At 57.3% G+C, this 19,233-nt stretch carries 16 protein-coding genes; 10 read left to right on the plus strand and 6 right to left on the minus strand.

All coding sequences use genetic code 11. The features are described from left to right. Positions 1 to 5: 5 nt before the first annotated feature. From CLV44_RS00665 to CLV44_RS00675, 3 genes are read right to left on the minus strand one after another with little or no spacing between them, the layout of a single operon-like run. On the minus strand, positions 6 to 1,262 hold the full coding sequence (locus CLV44_RS00665; RefSeq protein WP_106590177.1) for an ABC transporter permease: 1,257 nt from the start codon (positions 1,260 to 1,262) through the stop codon (positions 6 to 8). Further along, positions 1,256 to 1,945, minus strand: a complete 690-nt coding sequence (locus CLV44_RS00670; RefSeq protein ID WP_106590178.1) for an ABC transporter ATP-binding protein — start codon at positions 1,943 to 1,945, stop codon at positions 1,256 to 1,258. Before CLV44_RS00670 ends, CLV44_RS00665 begins: the two co-directional genes overlap by 7 nt. After that, a complete protein-coding gene (locus CLV44_RS00675) occupies positions 1,942 to 2,478 on the minus strand; it encodes a DUF2796 domain-containing protein (protein WP_106590179.1) in 537 nt (178 codons plus the stop codon). The genes CLV44_RS00670 and CLV44_RS00675 overlap by 4 nt, the downstream gene beginning before the upstream one ends. A 183-nt stretch (positions 2,479 to 2,661) precedes the next feature. On the opposite strand from CLV44_RS00675, the gene CLV44_RS00680 reads away from it, so the two are divergent. The 3 genes from CLV44_RS00680 to CLV44_RS00695 all read left to right on the plus strand — a co-directional run bounded on the left by CLV44_RS00680 (position 2,662) and on the right by CLV44_RS00695 (position 8,061). Beyond that, positions 2,662 to 4,395: an autotransporter assembly complex protein TamA gene (locus CLV44_RS00680; RefSeq protein WP_106590180.1), complete on the plus strand. Its 1,734-nt coding sequence runs from the start codon at positions 2,662 to 2,664 to the stop codon at positions 4,393 to 4,395. Positions 4,396 to 4,400: 5 nt separating this feature from the next. Beyond that, the gene (locus tag CLV44_RS00685) at positions 4,401 to 7,619 is read left to right on the plus strand and encodes a translocation/assembly module TamB domain-containing protein (RefSeq protein ID WP_106590181.1); all 3,219 of its coding nucleotides are present in this window, start codon (positions 4,401 to 4,403) and stop codon (positions 7,617 to 7,619) included. A 196-nt stretch (positions 7,620 to 7,815) separates the two neighbouring features. Next, the gene (locus CLV44_RS00695; protein ID WP_106590183.1) at positions 7,816 to 8,061 is read left to right on the plus strand and encodes a Rho-binding antiterminator; all 246 of its coding nucleotides are present in this window, start codon (positions 7,816 to 7,818) and stop codon (positions 8,059 to 8,061) included. A gap of 10 nt (positions 8,062 to 8,071) precedes the next feature. On the opposite strand, the gene CLV44_RS00700 is transcribed toward CLV44_RS00695, so the two are convergent. From CLV44_RS00700 to CLV44_RS00710, 3 genes are all read right to left on the minus strand, one after another. Continuing rightward, complete coding sequence (locus tag CLV44_RS00700) at positions 8,072 to 9,235, minus strand: HD domain-containing phosphohydrolase (protein ID WP_106590184.1); 1,164 nt, start codon at positions 9,233 to 9,235, stop codon at positions 8,072 to 8,074. Positions 9,236 to 9,429: 194 nt separating this feature from the next. Next, positions 9,430 to 10,290: a universal stress protein gene (locus CLV44_RS00705; protein ID WP_106590185.1), complete on the minus strand. Its 861-nt coding sequence runs from the start codon at positions 10,288 to 10,290 to the stop codon at positions 9,430 to 9,432. A 9-nt stretch (positions 10,291 to 10,299) separates the two neighbouring features. Continuing rightward, entirely contained in the window at positions 10,300 to 11,790 is a 1,491-nt protein-coding gene (locus CLV44_RS00710) for a SulP family inorganic anion transporter (RefSeq protein WP_106590186.1), read from the minus strand. Between the two features lie 263 nt (positions 11,791 to 12,053). On the opposite strand from CLV44_RS00710, the gene CLV44_RS00715 reads away from it, so the two are divergent. From CLV44_RS00715 to CLV44_RS00745, 7 genes are all read left to right on the plus strand, one after another. Next, the gene (locus tag CLV44_RS00715; protein WP_106590187.1) at positions 12,054 to 12,410 is read left to right on the plus strand and encodes a metalloregulator ArsR/SmtB family transcription factor; all 357 of its coding nucleotides are present in this window, start codon (positions 12,054 to 12,056) and stop codon (positions 12,408 to 12,410) included. Between the two features lie 25 nt (positions 12,411 to 12,435). Continuing rightward, entirely contained in the window at positions 12,436 to 13,455 is a 1,020-nt protein-coding gene (arsB, locus tag CLV44_RS00720) for an ACR3 family arsenite efflux transporter (protein ID WP_106590188.1), read from the plus strand. A 56-nt stretch (positions 13,456 to 13,511) separates the two neighbouring features. Continuing rightward, on the plus strand, positions 13,512 to 14,513 hold the full coding sequence (locus tag CLV44_RS00725; RefSeq protein ID WP_106590189.1) for an ArsJ-associated glyceraldehyde-3-phosphate dehydrogenase: 1,002 nt from the start codon (positions 13,512 to 13,514) through the stop codon (positions 14,511 to 14,513). Continuing rightward, positions 14,514 to 15,758: an organoarsenical effux MFS transporter ArsJ gene (arsJ, locus tag CLV44_RS00730; protein WP_106590190.1), complete on the plus strand. Its 1,245-nt coding sequence runs from the start codon at positions 14,514 to 14,516 to the stop codon at positions 15,756 to 15,758. It abuts the gene before it with no gap. Further along, positions 15,758 to 17,077: a permease gene (locus CLV44_RS00735; protein WP_106590191.1), complete on the plus strand. Its 1,320-nt coding sequence runs from the start codon at positions 15,758 to 15,760 to the stop codon at positions 17,075 to 17,077. Before arsJ ends, CLV44_RS00735 begins: the two co-directional genes overlap by 1 nt. A gap of 10 nt (positions 17,078 to 17,087) precedes the next feature. Further along, complete coding sequence (locus CLV44_RS00740; RefSeq protein ID WP_106590192.1) at positions 17,088 to 17,318, plus strand: thioredoxin family protein; 231 nt, start codon at positions 17,088 to 17,090, stop codon at positions 17,316 to 17,318. A gap of 113 nt (positions 17,319 to 17,431) precedes the next feature. Then, positions 17,432 to 19,207, plus strand: coding sequence for an SLC13 family permease (locus CLV44_RS00745; protein ID WP_106590193.1), 1,776 nt, complete (start codon positions 17,432 to 17,434; stop codon positions 19,205 to 19,207). Positions 19,208 to 19,233 lie beyond the last annotated feature (26 nt).

The raw sequence follows: 19,233 nt of genomic DNA on the forward strand, positions 1-19,233 counted from the left end.
GATATTCAATAGCGTCGAATCAAGCGGCTGGCCGAGGCCAGCCGCCAAGCGAAGAGTGCGGGCAACATGCCACTGATCAAGCCCAGAACCAGAATCAGGGCACACAGCTGCCATTGCAGGGGGGACAGTGCGCCTAAAGATAACAGCAAGCCGAATTGACTCAGCAACGGTGCTTGCAGCAAGGCCAGACCGCCCTGTAACAAAACGATCCCCAGGACCAGCCCGCCCAAAGTGAGCAATAGGCTTTCCAGCAATAGTAGCAGGGCGATGCGCAACGGTGAGCAGCCCAGTGCCCGCAGTACGGCAATCTCATGCTGCCGTTGTTGAGTGGCTGCCAGCAGAACGGCCAGCATGCCGATGATTCCGATCAGCAGGGCCGTTCCGGACACGGCCATTAAAGCCTGCTCGGCTATCCCGACCACTTGCCAAAGTTCTTGCAGAGCGACGCCCGGCAGTACAGCGGTCAGTGGATCATCCCGACGGCTGTTCAGTTCGCGTTGCAGGTGAAAAGTCTGCAGCCGTGACTTTAGACCGACCAGCACTGCGGTCACGTCACGTGGTGTCAGCGTTTGTTGCCGCGCCTGCTCGGGCGTCACTTGCAAGCCGGGCAAGGGTACGCCCGCACGCCAGCCCAGATGAATTGCTTCCAGCCCTTCCAGTGACACCAGTAGCGCCTGATCCAACGGTGTTCCGGTTGGAGCCATAATACCGCTGACCATGAACGGCATCTGTTTGTGCTGGACGAAGCTGGTGTTGCCGGTGCCATGAGCGAGAGTCAATGCGTCGCCAAGCTGATAGCCGAGCCGGGTGGCCACCTCGGCCCCGAGTACTACCGAAAAAAGGTCGGCAAACGTTGTGCCTTGCGCCATTTGCAGTGATCGCTGATCACCGTAGCGGTAATGTTTGAACAGGTCGTCATGGGTTCCAACCACGCGATAGCCTCGGTGTGAGTCACCCAGGGAAAGAGGAATAGTCCACTGAATACGGCGGTCGTTGCGCAGGGCTGCATAACTGCTCCAGCTGATATTGCTGGTGGCAGAGCCGATATGGAATAGTGAGTAGAGCAGTAGCTGAACCGGTCCCGAACGGGCACCCACAATCAGATCGGTGCCAGACACTGTGGCCATGAAGCTCTGTCGGCTCTGTTCGCGGATTTGCTGTATTCCCAGCAACAGGGCAGTGCTCAGGGCAATGGTGAGCAGCGTCAATAGTGCCGTAGTGCGACGGCTGCGCAGGCTGTTCCAAGCCAGGCGGATTAACATGATGGCATTCTCCCGAGATTGAGCGTGTGCGGGAAGTGGTTGGCCAATGCAGGATCATGGCTGACCATCAATAAAGTGCTGCCACTATGTTGCAGCTCCTCGAACAGGAGCGTCATGAAGTGATTACGGTTGGTATGGTCCAGGGCGGAAGTAGGTTCGTCGGCGATGATGAGTTCCGGGCAGCCGATCAGCGCACGTGCGGCCGCCACCCGCTGCTGTTGGCCTATCGACAGTTCGGCGACGGTGCGCTGATGAAATAGCGCCGGGTCCAATTGCAGTCGAGTCAGCAGGCGCTCGGCTTCTTGTGCCGGGGTAAGACCCTGATGGCTGGCAGCGGCACGGCGGCGGTTGGAAAGCATGCACGGCAAGGTTACATTATCGACCAGACTCAGGTACGGCAGCAGGTTGAACTGCTGGAACAGCAGACCCATATGGTCAGCACGCAAGCGATCCAGTGCTCGCGATGACTGCTGTACCAATGAGTGTCCAGCGACTTCCAGCGTGCCGCCATGACCGGACTGCAACCCTGTGATCAGATTGAGCAGTGTGGTCTTGCCGCTACCGGAAGGCCCCTGAATCAGCAGGTGCTCACCGGGCATAAGCTGTAGCCGGTCAATGTGTAATAGTGGGGCTTGATGAGGCCAGGCGAAGCTCAAGGCGTCCAGGCGTAATACCGGAATCATGGCAGTTGCAGCTCCGTCTGGCCCTGTGTCAGTGTGCTTGAGTGTTGGCCGGCAGGTGTGATCAGTTGTACGTTCAACCGTTCGATTGCCGGAAATGCCGGTAGCAGCGGTAGGACCAACTGTGTAATAGCGGTGCTATTGGCGCATAAATACAGGTACTCGGCCATCAGGTCGGCATGTTGTGGATGGTGGGCGTCCGTGGTGTGCCGGTGATCATGTTCACCTTTATCTGTCGTAAAGGGCAGATGAAGATCGACGCGACTCAGGCTGCAGTCGGCATGCGCTGGTAATTGAATGAGAGCATCGGCGTTTTTGAGTTGAGCCAGCAACCGAGACCATGCCTGTCGTTCTTCGGCACTGACTGGTTGGTGCTCGTAGCCGTTCAGATTGGCCAATGGTGAACTGAAACCGATTGCCAGCATCGGTGGCTCCAGCACCAGATCCAGCTGGGCAACACCATGTTGATGCGTGCTCGCGGCCTGTAGCAGTGTAAGCGGTGTCAGTGTAAACAGTAAAAGTATCAGTGTGCGCATGACATTTCCCTGAGTGAAAACCAGATTGTTATGTTACTACATAACAGATATTTATGAGTGTCAGTTGTTTGGTTTATCGTTCTGGTTCCGGGTAAATAATTTGTGGTGTATTGCTCAGCTGCGAGGACTTCACCCCCAAGAGCAAGTTAGAATGAACAAGACTCAACCGAAGGAGCCGTCTGAGTGCCTGTGCTGTTTTCCCTCCGCCCGCTGACGTTCTGTTTATTGTTATTCAGTGCGCAGCTTTCTGCGGCTCAGTTCACCTTGGAGGGTGTTGAAAATGAGCTGGCTGACAACGTTCGTGCACTGTTGAGCATTGATGATGCACTGGAACGACAACCTCTCCCTACGGTCAGTCGCTTGCGCTACCTGCATCGCAAGGCACCCAAGGAGATCCGGTTGGCGCTTGAGCCTTACGGCTATTACCAACCCACCCTGACGCTGCGTTTGGATCTGGAAGGTGAGCCTGAGCGTTGGCTGGTTGCCTATCAGGTCGAGCCCGGGCCGCAAATGCAGATCCGCAACGCCCGCCTGGTGCTTGAAGGTGAAGGCAGCACTGACGAGGCGTTACAGCAAGTGATTGCAGATTCGCCGGTCAAGCCCGGGGCGGCGCTACGCCATTCCGATTACAGCGCGCTGAAAAGTGCGCTGCAGTCACGCGCGGCCGAGCGTGGTTATTATCAGGCAGGTTTCCGCAGCAGTGAAATTCGCGTCGACGTAGCCGCCAATCGAGCGGATATCGAGTTGGTATATGCCACGGGCCCCCGCGCTCGTATTGGCGAGATCCGGCTTGACCCGGCACCGGTTTCTGAATCCCTGCTGCGCCGGTATCTGCCGTTTCAGTCTGGTGATCCGGTCAATACTGCACGGTTGATCGAGTATCAGCGCAACCTGATTAACAGCAACTATTTTGCCGATGTCGAAGTGCGTCCGCTGCTGGATGAACTGACCGATGCCGAATTGCCGGTGGCGGTCAAACTGACTCCGCAAAAACGCAGCCTGTATCAGGGCGGTTTCGGTTACGGTACTGATACTGGTGCCCGCATGCAGCTGGGTCTGACCCGGCGCTGGGTCAACCATCAGGGACATACGCTGGATACCCGTTTGCGGGTATCGCAGATTCGTCAGCAGTTCACGACCAGTTACCAGATACCGGGCTTCCAGCCGACCACTGACCGCTTTGCATTCAATTTTCAGTTGGAGGATGAGCAGTCCGACACTATTGATGCGCAGACTCTCAGTGTTGGCGGCAGTTGGCAGAAACAGTTGGGCGACTGGGAGCGGCGGCTGGCGCTGGACTGGCAACAGGAAACCTGGACTTTCGAAAATGAAGAACAGGATTCGACGCTACTGATCCCCAGCGCCCGTTTCAGTCGTACACAGGCAGATAACCGGCTTAACACCACACGTGGCCATCAAATCAGTTTCGGTGTTGCGGCGGCGGCCAAAAGTTTACTGTCCGATACTGATCTGTTGCAGCTGGATGTGCGCGGCAAGCGCGTCGACACTCTGTCGGATCGCTGGCGTTTGCTTACCCGTGCTGAAGTCGGGATGACACTGATTGATTCGGTGGATGATCTGCCGGCCAGTCTGCGTTTCTATGCCGGGGGCGACAACAGTGTGCGTGGCTATGACTACCAGTCACTGGGTCCGAAAGGGGATGATGGCGAGGTGATTGGCGGGCGTTACCTGGTTGCCGGCAGCGTTGAGGTTGATTATCTGGTCCGTGATAATTGGCGGGTAGCGGCGTTTGTTGATACCGGCAACGCCTTTGACAACACCGATACCGAGCTGAAAACCGGTGCCGGTATCGGCGCTCGCTGGCAGTCACCGGTAGGGCCGGTACGACTCGATTTTGCCGTACCGCTGGATGAAGATGGCTGGCAAATACACTTCACTTTGGGACCTGATTTGTGAGACCGATGTTGCGTTGGGGGCTGGGTACACTGCTGGCCCTGCTGTTGGGTGTACTGTTACTGTTGTCAGCGGTGTTGTTTCTGCCTTCGGGCACCCGTTTTGCATTGAATTTCACCGCCTCGCTGTTGCCACAGCTTGAGCTCGACGGGGTCGACGGTACGCTGGCCTCGGATCTGCGTATTGAACGCCTTCGTTTCCAGCAGGATGAGTTGAGCATTGAACTTGCCCAGTTGCGGTTGCACTGGAACCTGTGGGCTCTGACCGAGCCGCGCCTCGCAATCCACCAGCTCAGTGCGGCCAGGCTCGATCTGCAGCTGCCAACCGGCACGGATACGCCGGAACCTGAAGCTGAATCAGCCCCGCTTCAGTTGCCTGAACTTCCCTCAATCGAATTGCCGTTGCCGCTGGAGCTTAGCCAGGTCGCACTGGGGCATATCCGCGTGGCTCAGGGTGAACAGACCTTGGTGGATGAGCTGAAGGTTAGCCTTGCCGTACGCTCGCAGGAGCAATTACTGCTGATCGAGCCGCTGCAGGTGGAGCAGCCCGGGAGTCAGGTGAGCCTTAGTGGCTGGGTTGAGCCCGCACGCCAGTTTCTCACCCATCTGGAACTTCAGGGACAGACCGATCTCACCCGTTGGGTAAGGCTGGAACACTGGCCCGAGAGCCTGCCGCTGAGTGCGGATCTGGTGCTGGATTTCGATGGCGCCGAGCGCATCGTCACCTTGGCTCTGGATGCGGAGCAGGGTGATATGCGGATACGCCTGCAGTCACAGATTGAGGGTGAAGCAGGAGTGATGATCCGGTATCAGCTTGCTGCCGAGGGGCTCAATCCCGCCTTGGGGGCTCCCGACTGGCCCGGAACCTTGGCGCTGGATGCCCACGGCGAGGTTGCGCTGGGCGGAGAGCTGCCGCAGCTGTCGCTGATGTTGAGTCAATTGCAGGGGCAGCTGCGCCAACAGGCGATCAGCGGAAATGCCCAGCTCGCCGGAGACACCCGCAGCTGGCAGATTGATGCTCTGAATCTACGTTATGCCGGTGCAAAGGTAGAAGCGAAAGGGGTCGTGAGTGAACAGCTGGCGCTGGAGTGGGCGCTGGCTGCACCCAACCTGACGCGCTTGCTGCCCGACGCACGTGGGGCGCTTGAACTCAAGGGGCAACTCAGCGGGCCCATGCAGCAGCCTGCGATCCAGGCACGCATTCGCGCCAGCCAGCTCGGCTACGCGGATCAGGGTAGTCTGGAACGGCTCAGTGGTGATGTTGCACTGGACCTGTCTGGTGACAGCGACTGGTCAGTGGATCTGCAGCTGGACAATGCCACGGCGGCAGGGCAGACGCTTGATCAGGTTCGGCTGGCGCTTAATGGTACACCGGCACAGCATCGACTGATCGTGCGCGCCAATGGCAGCCCCGGAAGTGTTGAGCTTGAAGCCAACGGTGGCTGGACCGCTGCGGCACAGCGCTGGAGGGGGGAGCTTGGCCGTCTCGACCTCAAGCCAGCACCGCTGAGCCATTGGCAATCGACGGCGGCAGCCGCACTGCAGGTATCCCCGGAAGGATACCTGCTCGACCGTTTCTGTCTGGATGAGCAAAGCGCCGGTGGCCGCTTGTGCGTGCAGGCGCAGGGCAGCTTTGCCGGCCGTACGGTTGCCAAGGTCACGCTGGATGAGTTGGTGCTGGGGCTGCTGACGCCGTTGCTCAATGGCATGCAGTTGACCCCGACACTCTCGGCCGACATCGCTTTCAGTCAGCAGCCGGGCGGAACGCCGGTAGTGGATGCGACGTTGAACACCAGTGCCGGCGAGCTCACGCCTGCACAAGCGGATCAATCGTTGCCGCTGGCCCCAATCACCGCCAGGGTTGGGTTGGCAAATGACAACCTGAAGATAACCGCGCAAACGCTGCTGGAGTTCCTTGCGGGCGAGTTGGATCTGGCGCTGGATGTGCGAGGCCTGTCGGGGCGTCAGCAGTTGCAGGGCGAACTTCGATTGAGCGCGGAGGATCTCGGCCTGGTATCGGTATTGGTGCCGGATCTGCAAAACATGCAGGGCCGTATTGGCGGTCAGCTGAGCCTTGGCGGCACGGTTGCTGAGCCTGAGCTGACAGGGGAGCTGAGCTATCTTGAAGGCGGCGTGGAGCTGCCGGCGCTGGGGCTGGCGATTGCACCCATCGAGGTGCGCCTGAATCAAAGCGGGTTGCCGGGGCAGGCGCGCTTTACCGCCTTGGCGACTTCCGGAGAGGGTACGCTTAATCTGGCGGGTGATTATGATCTGGCCCGGCGGGAGGGACAGCTGGCCTTGAGTGGCGAAAACTTTACGGCCATGAATACCGCTGAAATACAGGCGCTGATCAGCCCGGATTTAACGCTGCAGCTGGGTGCGCGAGAGATTCGTCTAGGCGGCATTCTTAAGGTTCCTTATGCGCAGATATCACCGCCAAAGATCCGCGAAAGCGCTGTTCAACCGTCGGCTGATGTTGTGCGGGTTGAAGCGGGCAAGGTCGTTGAAAAAGAGCCAGTCGTTCCCGTCTACGCTGACCTGCGGATCGAGCTGGGGGACGATGTGCGGGTGGATGCGTTGGGCTTCAAGGGCCGTTTGCTGGGTGCGCTGCAGATCGAAGAAACGCCGGGGCAGACCACCCGTGCCACTGGCAGCATTCAGGTCGAAAGCGGTGAATATCGCCTTTATGGTCAGGACTTGGACATTCGGCGCGGCAGTCTGGTGTATGCCGCCGGTCCCGTGGACAACCCGGGTTTAGACTTGCGGGTCGGACGGCAGGTAGACGAGGTGGTTGTGGGTGCAAACGTCAGCGGTACCCTGCGTGAACCGCGTATGGATCTCTACGGCGAACCCGCCATGCCGGACAGCAGTGTATTGTCCTATTTAATGTTGGGTAAGGCACCTGGCGAAAGTTCGGCGGGTGAGCAACAGCTGATGATGCAGGCGGCACTGGCCTTGGGTATGAGTCAGGGTAACAAGATCACCGGCAAGCTACGTGAAAACCTGTCACTGGATGAATTCGGCTTTGATACCAGCGCCAATGATGAGTCCGCTTTCTTTATCGGCAAATACCTGTCACCACGCCTCTATCTGCGTTACGGCATCGGCGTGCTCGATGCCGTCAATACGTTAAGCCTAAAATACAAGCTCAGCGAAAAATGGCGGGTTGAAGGGCAAAGCAGTGAGCTGGGCAGTGGCGCAGATATTCTGTATACACTGGAACGGTAAGGAACACTGTTTTCCTGCTACTCAGATGGAATGCTGATCATAGGGGCGATCGGTTTCATCCGAGTTTATCCCTCTTTTTTCCTGTCAGCTTCAGAGTCTGTCTATGATCAGGGGTATGAACTCCCCTTGGCGGCTATTGTCTTGAAGCAGAATAAACGCTTCATGTTCAGTACCGAAAGCGAGAAGGAACAATGGCATGATGAGCTGTGAAGAGCATGACTATATCGAGATAGCCTGTACCTTCCAATACCCGGTCAGGTTAATACTGACGTCCGGCGTGATCATCGAAGGCAGGGCGCTGGATACCCAGCGTAACGGCGCACGTGACGAGTGCATCAAGATTGAGGTTGCAGGTGTTGAGAGTCTGGTGCTGCAAAACGACATTGCCCGTATGGAGGCCCTGGCGGATAACCCGCATTTTCAGGTGGTCTTATTTTCCTAGGTGGACGTACTCAGTTTTCCAAAGCTGTCACTGCTCGTGGTTCAACGGCGCCCATTTTTTCGTCCCGGAATTTGATCACGATCTGCGTCATTTTTTCTTGCTGCTTTTTTAATGCAGCCACACAGGCAGGGTCCAGTTTGCCTATTTCTGCCATCCGTTCAAGTTCTGCAATCGCTTCGTGGACTTCCCAGGGTGTTTTGTAGGGGCGGTTGCTGGTAAGGGCATCGAAAATGTCGGCCACGGTCACGATCCTGGCTTCGACGGGTATCTGGTCTGCCTTGAGTCCGTTGGGGTAGCCGGTACCGTCCAGAAATTCATGGTGGCAGGCGACGATGTTGAGCATGACCTTAGCGTCGTTAAGGTGGCCCAGTTGGTAGTCTTCCAGTACCTTTTGAATGATTTGAACGCCCTTGTGGACATGCCCCTGCATGATCACGCGTTCGTCTTGATCAAGACGGCCCTGCTTGAGCAAAATTTTGTCAGGAATGCCGATTTTGCCGATGTCATGCAGAGATGCGAACAGGTAGATGTGCTCGATCTTTTCGTCGCTAAGGCCGTAGTGCTCCGCAACTTCCTTGGCAATCAGCCGTGAAAACTGTGCCATACGCGTCAGGTGCTTGCCTGTCTCAAAGTCACGAAGGTTGGCGAATTCACGCACGGCCTGAGCGGTGGCCAGGAGTGCTTGTAAAGCGGAAATTTCGGTGGCAATGGTCATGGTGATCGTGTTGCAAAACATGACCAGGTCCCGCTGTACAGCGTCAGTAAAAACGCCGCATCGGTTACTGTCGACAAAGATGAAGCCCAGAAGCCGCTGATCGTTGAACATGGGCAGGGTAAAGGAGGAACTGTAGCCTTGCTCAAGCAGCCAGTTTGAATGAGCGGTGCCGGCCGAAACCTCTTCGGCGATGTCATCGATAATACGGTAGGTGCCGCTTTTCGACATCTCCAGCAGCGAATGACTTTCCGAAAGGGGGTACTCGTATGAGACGATGGCATGCCCCGTATGCGTGCTATTGATGAAGGTTTTCAGCAGGTCGGTATTAGGGTCGTAGAGGGCACAGGCAATCCTGGCGATGCCGGAAACACTTTCAAGGATCCTGCCGTGGAGCTGGTTTAACCGGCCGGTAAGAGAATCAACATTGCCAAATAAAGGTATTCCATTGAACTTGGGCATAAGGGCCTCAACAGGTCAGTCCATTGTGTTGCTGTTTGGCGGCATAAAAATTTTGGTGCTGAGTGTCTCGGTTTAGTCTCAGGCAGTTAGGGGGATTGTGGCGCAAAAAAGAATAGATTGAAATTGTACTATATACGAGAGAACCCGACCTTACGGCCGGGCTCTGTTTACTCCAGATTAGGCGGCAGGGGTTCTCAGCGCAACAGCAACAGAGGAACGGGGCTGTTGTGCAGCATCCAGTTGGTCATGCTGCCGACCAGTAGCTGGCGGATACGTGAATGGCCCCAGGCTCCCATTGCCAGTAAATCGATGCCGTTGTGCTTGATGTACTCCACCAGTGCCGGGCGCACCTCGTCCTGCTCCAGCGTCACGGTGGTGACGTCAAAGCCATGGCCCTGCAGCATTTTCTCGGCGTTGGCCAGCTGTTCGCGCTGGCGCTCGACACGCTTGCCGGCCATCACCAGGTGACAGTGAGTGCCCTTTAGTAGCGGGCTTTGCGCAATCTGGCTCAGGGCCTGATTGGCGGTGGCGCTGCCGTCATAGGCCAGCATGAAGCTTTTGGGTGCGCTAAAGCCATCCAGTGCAACCAGCATGGGTTTGTGCAGAGTGCGGGTCACGTTCTCCAGATGGCTGCCGACCGCGCTGGCTGCGCGGGTATGGGCCTCACCCTGGCGGCCCATGATCAGCAGGCGGGTATCTGCCTCATTTTCTCTCAGGGTGTCGACCAAGGTGTCGTGGCGCTGCAGGCGCTCGATCTGTTCGGCAGGCACACCAGCCGTCTCGATCTGCTTCTGTGCTTCCTGCAACATGAAACGGCCCTGTTCCAGCATCAGACGGCTGCGCTGGTTATCCAGTTCGACCAGTTCCTCAAGCAGATGCTCACGGGTGCCCAGGCCGATATTGCCGCTCATGTCACTTTCAGTCGGATAGTCGCTTTTTTCCAGTACGTGCAACAGCTGCAGCGGGGTGTCCAGCTGTTGCTGGGCCCAGGCAGCAGCATCACAGACGGCGAGTGCTGCCTGTGAACCATCGATACATGCAATGATTTTGCTCATGTTCGCTCCTTAGTGCCCGGCCGTAGAGTTGGCAATGGCTTCCGGCTTGTCGTGCTGAGCCATCTTGTCGACGATGGTGCGGCTGGCTTCGTTGAGGCCGATGATCTCGACTTCGACGCCTTCGCGGCGGAACTTGAGTACCACCTTGTCCAACGCGGCCACCGCACTGATATCCCAGAAATGGGCTTCGCTCAGGTCTATTACGACCTTATCAAGCACTTCCTTGAAGTCAAAGGCTGCGATGAATTTCTCACAGGAGGTGAAGAACACCTGACCGACGACCTGGTAGGTACGGGTCTCGGTATTGGCGTCCTTGCGGCTGCGGATGACCATGTGCTGGCCGACCTTGTTGGCGAAGAACAGTGACGCCAGCAAGACACCGACAAACACGCCGATCGCCAGGTTGTGGGTGGCAACCACCACGCCAACGGTGGCAATCATGACAATGTTGGTGGACAGCGGGTGCGTGCGCAGGTCACGGATCGACTCCCACGAGAATGTGCCGATAGACACCATGATCATCACTGCGACCAGTGCTGCCATCGGAATCTGGCTGATCCACTCATCCAGGAAGACCACCAGGATAATCAGGAACAGACCGGCAACAAAGGTGGACAGGCGGCCGCGGCCACCGGATTTCACGTTGATGATCGACTGGCCGATCATGGCACAACCGGCCATGCCACCGAGCAGGCCGGCGCCGATGTTGGCGACACCTTGACCCTTGCATTCACGGTTGCGATCACTGCTGGTGTCGGTCAGTTCGTCAACGATGTTGGCAGTCATCATCGACTCCAGCAAACCGACGACGGCCAGGCCCAGTGAGTAAGGCAGGATGATCAGTAGCGTTTCCAGGTTCAGCGGCACTTCCGGCCATAGGAAGATCGGCAGGGTATCCGGCAGGTCACCCATATCACCGACGGTACGGATATCCAGTCCCATCATCATGGCGATAGCGGTCAACAGAACAATGCACACCAGCGGCGAGGGCAGGTTCTTGCCCAGCACGGGGATATAGGGGAACAGGTAAATAATACCCAGGCCCGCTGCTGTCATGGCATAGACATGCCAAGTGACGTTGGTCAGCTCCGGCAGCTGTGCCATAAAAATCAGGATTGCCAAGGCGTTGACGAAGCCGGTGACCACCGAACGCGAGACAAAGCGCATCAGGTCACCGAGCTTGAGGAAGCCGGCAATAATCTGGAAAACCCCCGTCAGCAGGGTAGCCGCCAACAGGTATTGCAGGCCGTGATCCTTGACCAGCGTAACCATCAACAGTGCCATGGCACCGGTGGCGGCTGAGATCATGCCTGGGCGGCCACCGAAAAAGGCGATGATCACGGCGATACAGAAGGACGCATAGAGGCCGACCTTGGGGTCGACGCCGGCGATGATGGAAAAGGCGATCGCTTCAGGTATCAGGGCCAGTGCCACCACCGTGCCCGACAAAAGGTCGTTGCGGGTGTTGGAGAACCACTCCTGTTTCATTCGTTGCAGCATCTACAGCTCTCTTGCTTGAGGTGTATGAGTATCGGGAGTTGCCCAGCGCGTTGGTGCCGGGGCGTGTCTACGGCTGTCCCTGATGTATTGGTATCAGTGCAGCAAGGGTAAGGCACCAGAAGCAGCGCAATGGCTCCTGTGGCAATTAAGGCGGGAAATTATACAGAAAACTCAGCCTTCATGCAGCTTGATAGGCAGCTGCAAGCTTGCATATATGTATAGCCATATATATGATTTTTCATATAAATAGGAGGAGCCACGAAATGATACCCCTGGAGTTGTTTAAGGCGCTGGCGGATGAAACACGGCTGCTGAGTATCCTGTTGATTCAACAGGAAGGGGAGCTATGCGTGTGTGAACTGGTGACAGCTTTGGCCAGTTCTCAGCCCAAGATTTCCCGCCATTTGGCGCAGCTGCGTACGTTGGGGTTATTGGCTGATCGGCGACAGGGACAGTGGGTGTTTTATCGCTTACATCCGGACCTGCCGGGGTGGGTGCGTGAAGTGATGGCCAGTGCGGCAGCGCAGTCGGATATGCAATTGGCCCAGCCGTTGGCCCGTCTTGAGGCAATGGCTTCGCGTCCTGCTGTGGGTGGCAATGCCTGTGGTTCGGCGTGCTGATATCGAGTCTGAATGGAGAGCTGAAGTGGGAATTTTCGAGCGGTATATGACCCTCTGGGTTGGGTTGTGCATTTTGGCCGGTGTGGTGGTGGGCAATTGGGTGCCAGACTTTTTTGCTGTCATTGCGCGCTTGGAGTTCGCCCATGTAAACCTGGTGGTAGCGGTTTTCATCTGGGTGATGATCTACCCGATGATGGTGCAGATCGATTTCAGCTCGATCAAGGATGTGGGCAACAAACCGAAAGGTTTGGTGCTGACGCTGGTTGTCAATTGGCTGATCAAGCCGTTCACCATGGCGGCATTGGGTTGGCTGTTTTTCCGCGTGATTTTTGTCGACTGGGTAGATCCGCACAGTGCAGGCGAATATATCGCCGGTATGATTCTGTTGGGCGTGGCTCCCTGTACGGCGATGGTATTTGTCTGGAGCCAACTCACCAAGGGTGATCCCAACTACACACTGGTTCAGGTGTCCGTCAACGATGTCATCATGATTTTTGCCTTTGCGCCGATCGCCGCGTTTCTGCTGGGTGTTAGTGATATTCATGTGCCTTGGGAAACGCTGCTGTTATCGGTGGTGTTGTATGTGGTGTTGCCGCTGGTGGCTGGAGCGTTGACGCGCCATTGGCTGGAGCGCAAGAGTGGGGGGCGTCTGGACAGCTTTCTGCATGTGCTCAAGCCTTGGTCGATCCTTGGCCTGTTGGCCACGGTGGTACTGCTGTTTGGTTTTCAGGCGCAAACCATCATAGCGCAGCCGCAAACCATCGGCCTGATCGCTATTCCACTGCTGATCCAGACCTACGGTATTTTTATTATCGCCTACGCCGCAGCGTATTGGTTGCGACTGCCGCATAACGTGGCGGCACCGGCCTGCATGATCGGAACCTCCAATTTCTTCGAGCTGGCGGTTGCGGTTGCAATTTCGCTGTTCGGATTGCACTCGGGCGCTGCGCTGGCCACGGTAGTGGGCGTGCTGGTCGAGGTGCCAGTGATGCTGTCGCTGGTGGCGATCGCCAACCGTACCCAGCACTGGTTTGACCGGTCTTGATACACCATGGCTATTGTTATTTCTATATGTGATCACCGTTTTTGAGGAATTAAACCATGACCATCAAAGTGGGTATAAACGGCTTCGGGCGCATGGGACGGCTGTCCCTGCGTGTGCTCTTTGACCAGGCCGACGTTGAGATCGTACAGATCAACGATCCAGCGGGTGATGCGGCAACCCTGGCTCATCTGCTGAATTTCGACTCAGTACACGGGCGTTGGCAGCATGAGGCGCATGCCGACGGCGCGACGATGCTGATCAATGGCCAGCGCATAGCGGTCACCGCCAACAAGGCGATTGCCGAGACCGATTGGTCCGGCTGTGATCTGGTGCTTGAAGCGTCCGGCAAGATGAAAAGTAAAGCCGTGTTGCAGGCCTACCTTGATCAGGGTGTACAGCGCGTGGTCGTCACTGCTCCGGTCAAAGAGGAAGGTGTGCTCAATGTCGTCATGGGCGTCAACGACGACCTCTACGACCCGGCACAGCACCGTATCGTCACCGCCGCCTCCTGCACCACCAACTGCCTTGCGCCAGTGGTGAAAGTGATCCATGAGCAACTGGGTATCAAGCATGGATCAATGACCACGATTCACGATATCACCAACACCCAGACCATTCTGGATGCGCCCCACAAGGATCTGCGTCGCGCCCGTGCCTGCGGTATGAGCCTGATTCCGACCACGACCGGCTCGGCCACAGCGATCACTCACATCTTCCCGGAATTGAAGGGCAAGCTGAACGGTCATGCCATTCGGGTGCCGCTGGCCAATGCCTCGATCACCGATTGTGTGTTTGAGGTGGCGCGTGAAACCAGTGCCGAGGAGGTGAATGCACTGCTGCAAGCTGCTGCCGAAGGCGAGTTGCAGGATATTCTGGGCTATGAAGAGCGACCGCTGGTATCGATCGATTACCGGACTGACCCGCGCTCCAGCGTGGTCGATGCACTGTCCACCATGGTGGTTAATGGCACGCAGGTGAAACTCTACCTCTGGTATGACAATGAATGGGGCTATGCCAACCGCACGGCGGAACTGGCGCTGAAGGTGGGTCGTGCCTGAATGTTCAGCCAGTTAACCCCCGCCATTCGCCAGTATTTGGTCGTTACCGGCAACTACTGGACCTTTACCCTGACCGACGGCGCCTTGCGCATGCTGGTGGTATTGCATTTTCATGGCCTGGGTTATGCGCCGCTGGAGATCGCGTTGCTGTTCCTGTTCTACGAGATCTTCGGTGTAATCACCAATCTGGTCGGTGGCTGGCTGGGGGCGCATCTGGGGCTGAATCGCACCATGAACATCGGACTGGGTCTGCAGGTGGTGGCGCTGGCGATGCTGCTGGTGCCGCCTGTCTGGCTGACGGTGCCTTGGGTAATGGCGGCGCAGGCACTGTCGGGGATCGCCAAGGATCTCAACAAGATGAGTGCCAAAAGTACCATCAAGCTGCTGGTGCCTGCCGATGCTCAGGGCACACTGTATACCTGGGTAGCGATCCTGACCGGGTCCAAAAATGCACTCAAGGGCGTGGGTTTCTTTCTGGGCGGTGCGCTGTTGATGGTGTTGGGCTTTACCGGTGCCGTCGCTGCGATGACGGTGGTGCTGGCGTTGGTCTGGCTGCTGAGCCTGGTGTTGCTGAAGCAGGATTTGGGCAAGGCGAAGCACAAGCCGAAGTTTCGTGACATTTTCTCCAAAAGCCGTGCCATAAATATTCTGTCTGCCGCCCGTATGTTTCTGTTCGGCGCGCGGGATGTCTGGTTCGTGGTGGCGTTGCCGGTGTTTCTGTCGCAGACGTTGGGCTGGAGTCATGGCCAGACCGGTGGTTTCCTTGCTCTGTGGGTCATCGGTTATGGCCTGGTGCAGGCATTGGCTCCACGGATCACCGGCAAGGCGGCTGGGCGGGTGCCGGATGGCAGAGCAGCAACTCGTTGGGCGGCTGTTCTCGCGGTGCTGCCGCTGCTGATCGTGTGGGGGCTTGCTGCGGGTCTGGATGCAGCCGGGGTGCTGATTGGCGGGTTGCTGGTGTTCGGGGCGGTGTTCGCAATCAACTCTTCACTGCACAGCTATCTGATCGTCAGCTATGCTGGCAGTGACGGTGTGTCTCTGGATGTGGGTTTCTACTACATGGCCAATGCATTGGGACGGCTGCTGGGTACACTGCTGTCGGGCTGGATATTCCAGCTGGCGGGCCAGGGTAGCAGTGGGCTTCAGGCCTGTCTCTGGATCTCGGCAGGGATGTTAATACTGACCGTGCTGATTTCACTGGGACTGCCATCAACCTCCGCTAGCCATGATAAAGAGGCTGCTTGATGTATACACGACTACTGGGCCTTTACCGCAACAACCCGCGTGAAGGACATGTGCTGCTTTTCATGTTGGTTGCGTTTCTGCTGATCTACTTTATCCCGGCTGGAACCGAACGCTTTGATAACGCGGTGCTGGAGGCGGTGCGGTTAACCAACTGGTATGCCCGTGAGCATGTGATCCTCTGCCTGCTGCCCGCTTTTCTGATTGCGGGAGCGATGGCCGTCTATATCAGCCAGGGGGCGGTGATGCGTTTTCTGGGGCCTGATGCATCCAAGCCGGTGGCGTTTGGCGTGGCATCGGTATCGGGCACTTTGCTGGCGGTATGTTCCTGCACCGTGCTGCCGTTGTTCGGCGGTATCTATAAGCGGGGGGCCGGTCTTGGTGCTGCAATCGCTTTTCTTTATTCAGGCCCCGCAATCAACATAATGGCGGTGGTGGTGACGGCCAAGGTGCTGGGAGCCGAGATCGGCATTGCACGGGCTGCAGGCGCTATCCTGTTCGCGCTGGTGATCGGTACGTTGATGCATCTGTTATACCGTCGTGAAGAGGCCGAGCGCACGGTCACCAATAAGCGGGGGTTCACGGGCGGCGAAGCCGGTCAGCCCTTTGCTGCGATCTTTTCATTTTTTGCTCTGTTGGTGGGGATGTTGGTGTTCGCCAACTGGGCGGCGGCTGACAGCGTGGTCTGGATGCAGGTGTACGCCTGGAAATGGTCGATTACTGCAGTATTGGCAGCGGCCTTTGCCGGGTTGCTGGTGTGGCGCTGGCAATGGCCCTGGCAATCGGTGCTGGGGCTGGCCGTGGTAATTCTGTTGCTGACATGGATGGTGCCGGGCGTACCCGAGTTGCCCTTTGCAGCGGGCATTGTCGGCCTGATGCTGATCGCCGCGCTGCGAGAGCAGGATCGGGAGTGGTCGCAGCAGAGCTGGGACTTTGCCAAGCAGATTTTGCCGTTACTATTGGCTGGCGTGTTTGTCGCCGGTTTTGCTTTAGGGCGTCCCGGTCATGAGGGCATCATTCCCTCGCAGTGGGTGGCGGCTGCGGTGGGAGATAATTCGCTGGCATCGACTCTGATCGCGTCGGTGTTGGGCGCATTGATGTATTTCTCCACCTTGACCGAGGTGCCGATCGTGCAAGCCCTGATGGGGGCTGGAATGGGCAAGGGACCGGCGCTGGCGCTGCTGCTGGCAGGGCCGGCATTGTCGCTGCCGAATATGCTGGTGATCCGGACAATTCTGGGTACCGAAAAGACACTGGTTTATTGTGCGCTGGTGGTGGTGATGGCGACAATAACCGGTTATATCTATGGCAATGTCTGGTAAGGAGGCGGTAATGAAATTGACCATCTATGGCAGCGGCTGTGCCAAGTGTCGCCAGCTGACGGCGAATGCGGAAGCGGCAGCCCACGCATTGGGGCTGGAGTACGATGTTGAGAAAGTAACCGATGTGAATACCATCATTGCCGATGGTGTCATGCATACGCCAGCACTGGCGGTTGATGGAACGATCATCATAGAGGGCAAGGTTGCTGCTGCTGAAGAAATAGAGGCTCTGATTACATAGTATGGCAAGAGTCTTAAATACCATAAAGGAATAAACCTGTTAATATTTATTCTTTTATGGAATCAAAATAACCCTGTATCGTAGTGGTTTTTCAACGGATACGGGTTAACGCTGTGGAGTGGCAAGGCTGGTTCGCACTGAGTTTAATGGTCGCCGCATTGGCTGTTCTGGTCCTGACACGGACAGGGCCGCACATCGTGATGATGGCGGTACTGGCGTTGCTCAGCATCAGTGGTGTGCTGTCGCCGTCCGAGGCGCTTGCCGGTTTTGCCAACTCGGGTTTGATCACCGTCGCCTGCATGTTTGTGGTCGCGGCCGGCATCCACTCCTCCGGTGGTGTCGACATGCTGGTGAACAAGGTGCTCGGACGACCTGACAGCGTGCGTGGTGCCATGGGACGCATCTTTGCGCCGGTGGTGCTGCTCAGCGGTTTTCTCAACAATACCCCGGTAGTGGCAACCATGATTCCGGCCATCCACGCCTGGTCGCGACAGATCAATATCCCTGCGTCCAAATTGATGATTCCGCTCAGTTACAGCGCCATTCTGGGGGGAACTCTGACCCTTATCGGCACCAGTACCAATCTGGTGGTCAACGGTCAATACCAGGAGTTGACCGGTGAGCCGGGCCTGTCTTTGTTCTCGATTACGGCGGTGGCGTTGCCGGTGGTACTGGTCGGTTTGTTGTTCATCTGGCTGGTGTTTCCGCGTCTGCTCCCGGATCGCAGCGACAAGCGTGCCTTTGCCAACCTGCGTGAGTTCACCCTTGAAGTTGCGGTTGCGCCGGGCGGACCGCTGGTGGGGCAAAGTGTCGAGCAGGCGGGGCTGCGCAGCCTGGATCGGGTCTATCTGGTCGAGATCGAACGTAATGGCAATATTGTTACCGCCGTATCGTCCGAAGAAAAACTGCGTGACGGAGATCGGCTGGTGTTTGCCGGTGATACCGAAGCGATATCTGATCTGCTGCGGATCAACGGCATACAGCCGTCGCCGGAAAACGGCCATTCCGATACGCTCAATCTGGACCGTGCCGAGCGCTGTCTGGTGGAAGCGGTAGTATCGCCGCACTGTGATGCGGTCGGGCATGCCATCCGCGATGCCCGCTTCCGTGACCGCTATGGTGCCGTGGTGCTGGCAGTGGCGCGCAGCGGCGAACGGGTGCAGGGCAATCTGGGCAATATCCGCCTGGAAGCGGGTGATACGTTGCTATTGGAGGCACGTCCGGCGTTTGTTAGCCGTCAGCGCTATAACAAGGACTTCCTGCTGATCAATGATCTGGACAAGACCCAGCCACGGCATGAGCGCGCTTGGCTGGCGTGGGGCATTTTGGCGGCGCTGGTGCTGGCGGCAGGTACCGGACTGACCAGTATGCTCAATGCGGCGCTGGTAGGGGCCGGGCTAATGGTGGTAACCGGTTGCTGCAATGTGGTGCAGGCGGAGAAAAGTCTGGACCTTACCGTGATCCTGACCATTGCCGCGTCCTTCGCTCTGGGCGCAGCCCTGCAGAAAACCGGTGTTGCGACCTTCTTGGCCGATGGCATTGTGGAGCTGAGCAGTGGTACGCCCTGGTTGTTGCTGATTCTGACGTATCTTGCGGTATCAGTGCTGACTGAAATGATCACCAACAACGCTGCAGCGGTGTTGATGCTGCCGATCGTGCTGGAAGTGACCGATAAGGCGCAGCTCAGCCACGAACCCTTCATCTTTGCCATTATGATCGCGGCGTCTGCCAGCTTTGCTACCCCATTGGGGTACCAGACCAATCTTATGGTCTATGGGCCGGGTGGCTACCGCTTCACTGATTTTCTCAAGGTAGGGGTACCGATGAACCTGCTGGTCGCGGCCGTTACCCTGACGACACTGCTGTTGGGATGGCCGCTCACACGCTGAGTAACCGGGGCGGTTATGCCCCGGTA

Source organism: Marinobacterium halophilum (assembly GCF_003014615.1).
Lineage (GTDB): Bacteria > Pseudomonadota > Gammaproteobacteria > Pseudomonadales > Balneatricaceae > Marinobacterium > Marinobacterium halophilum.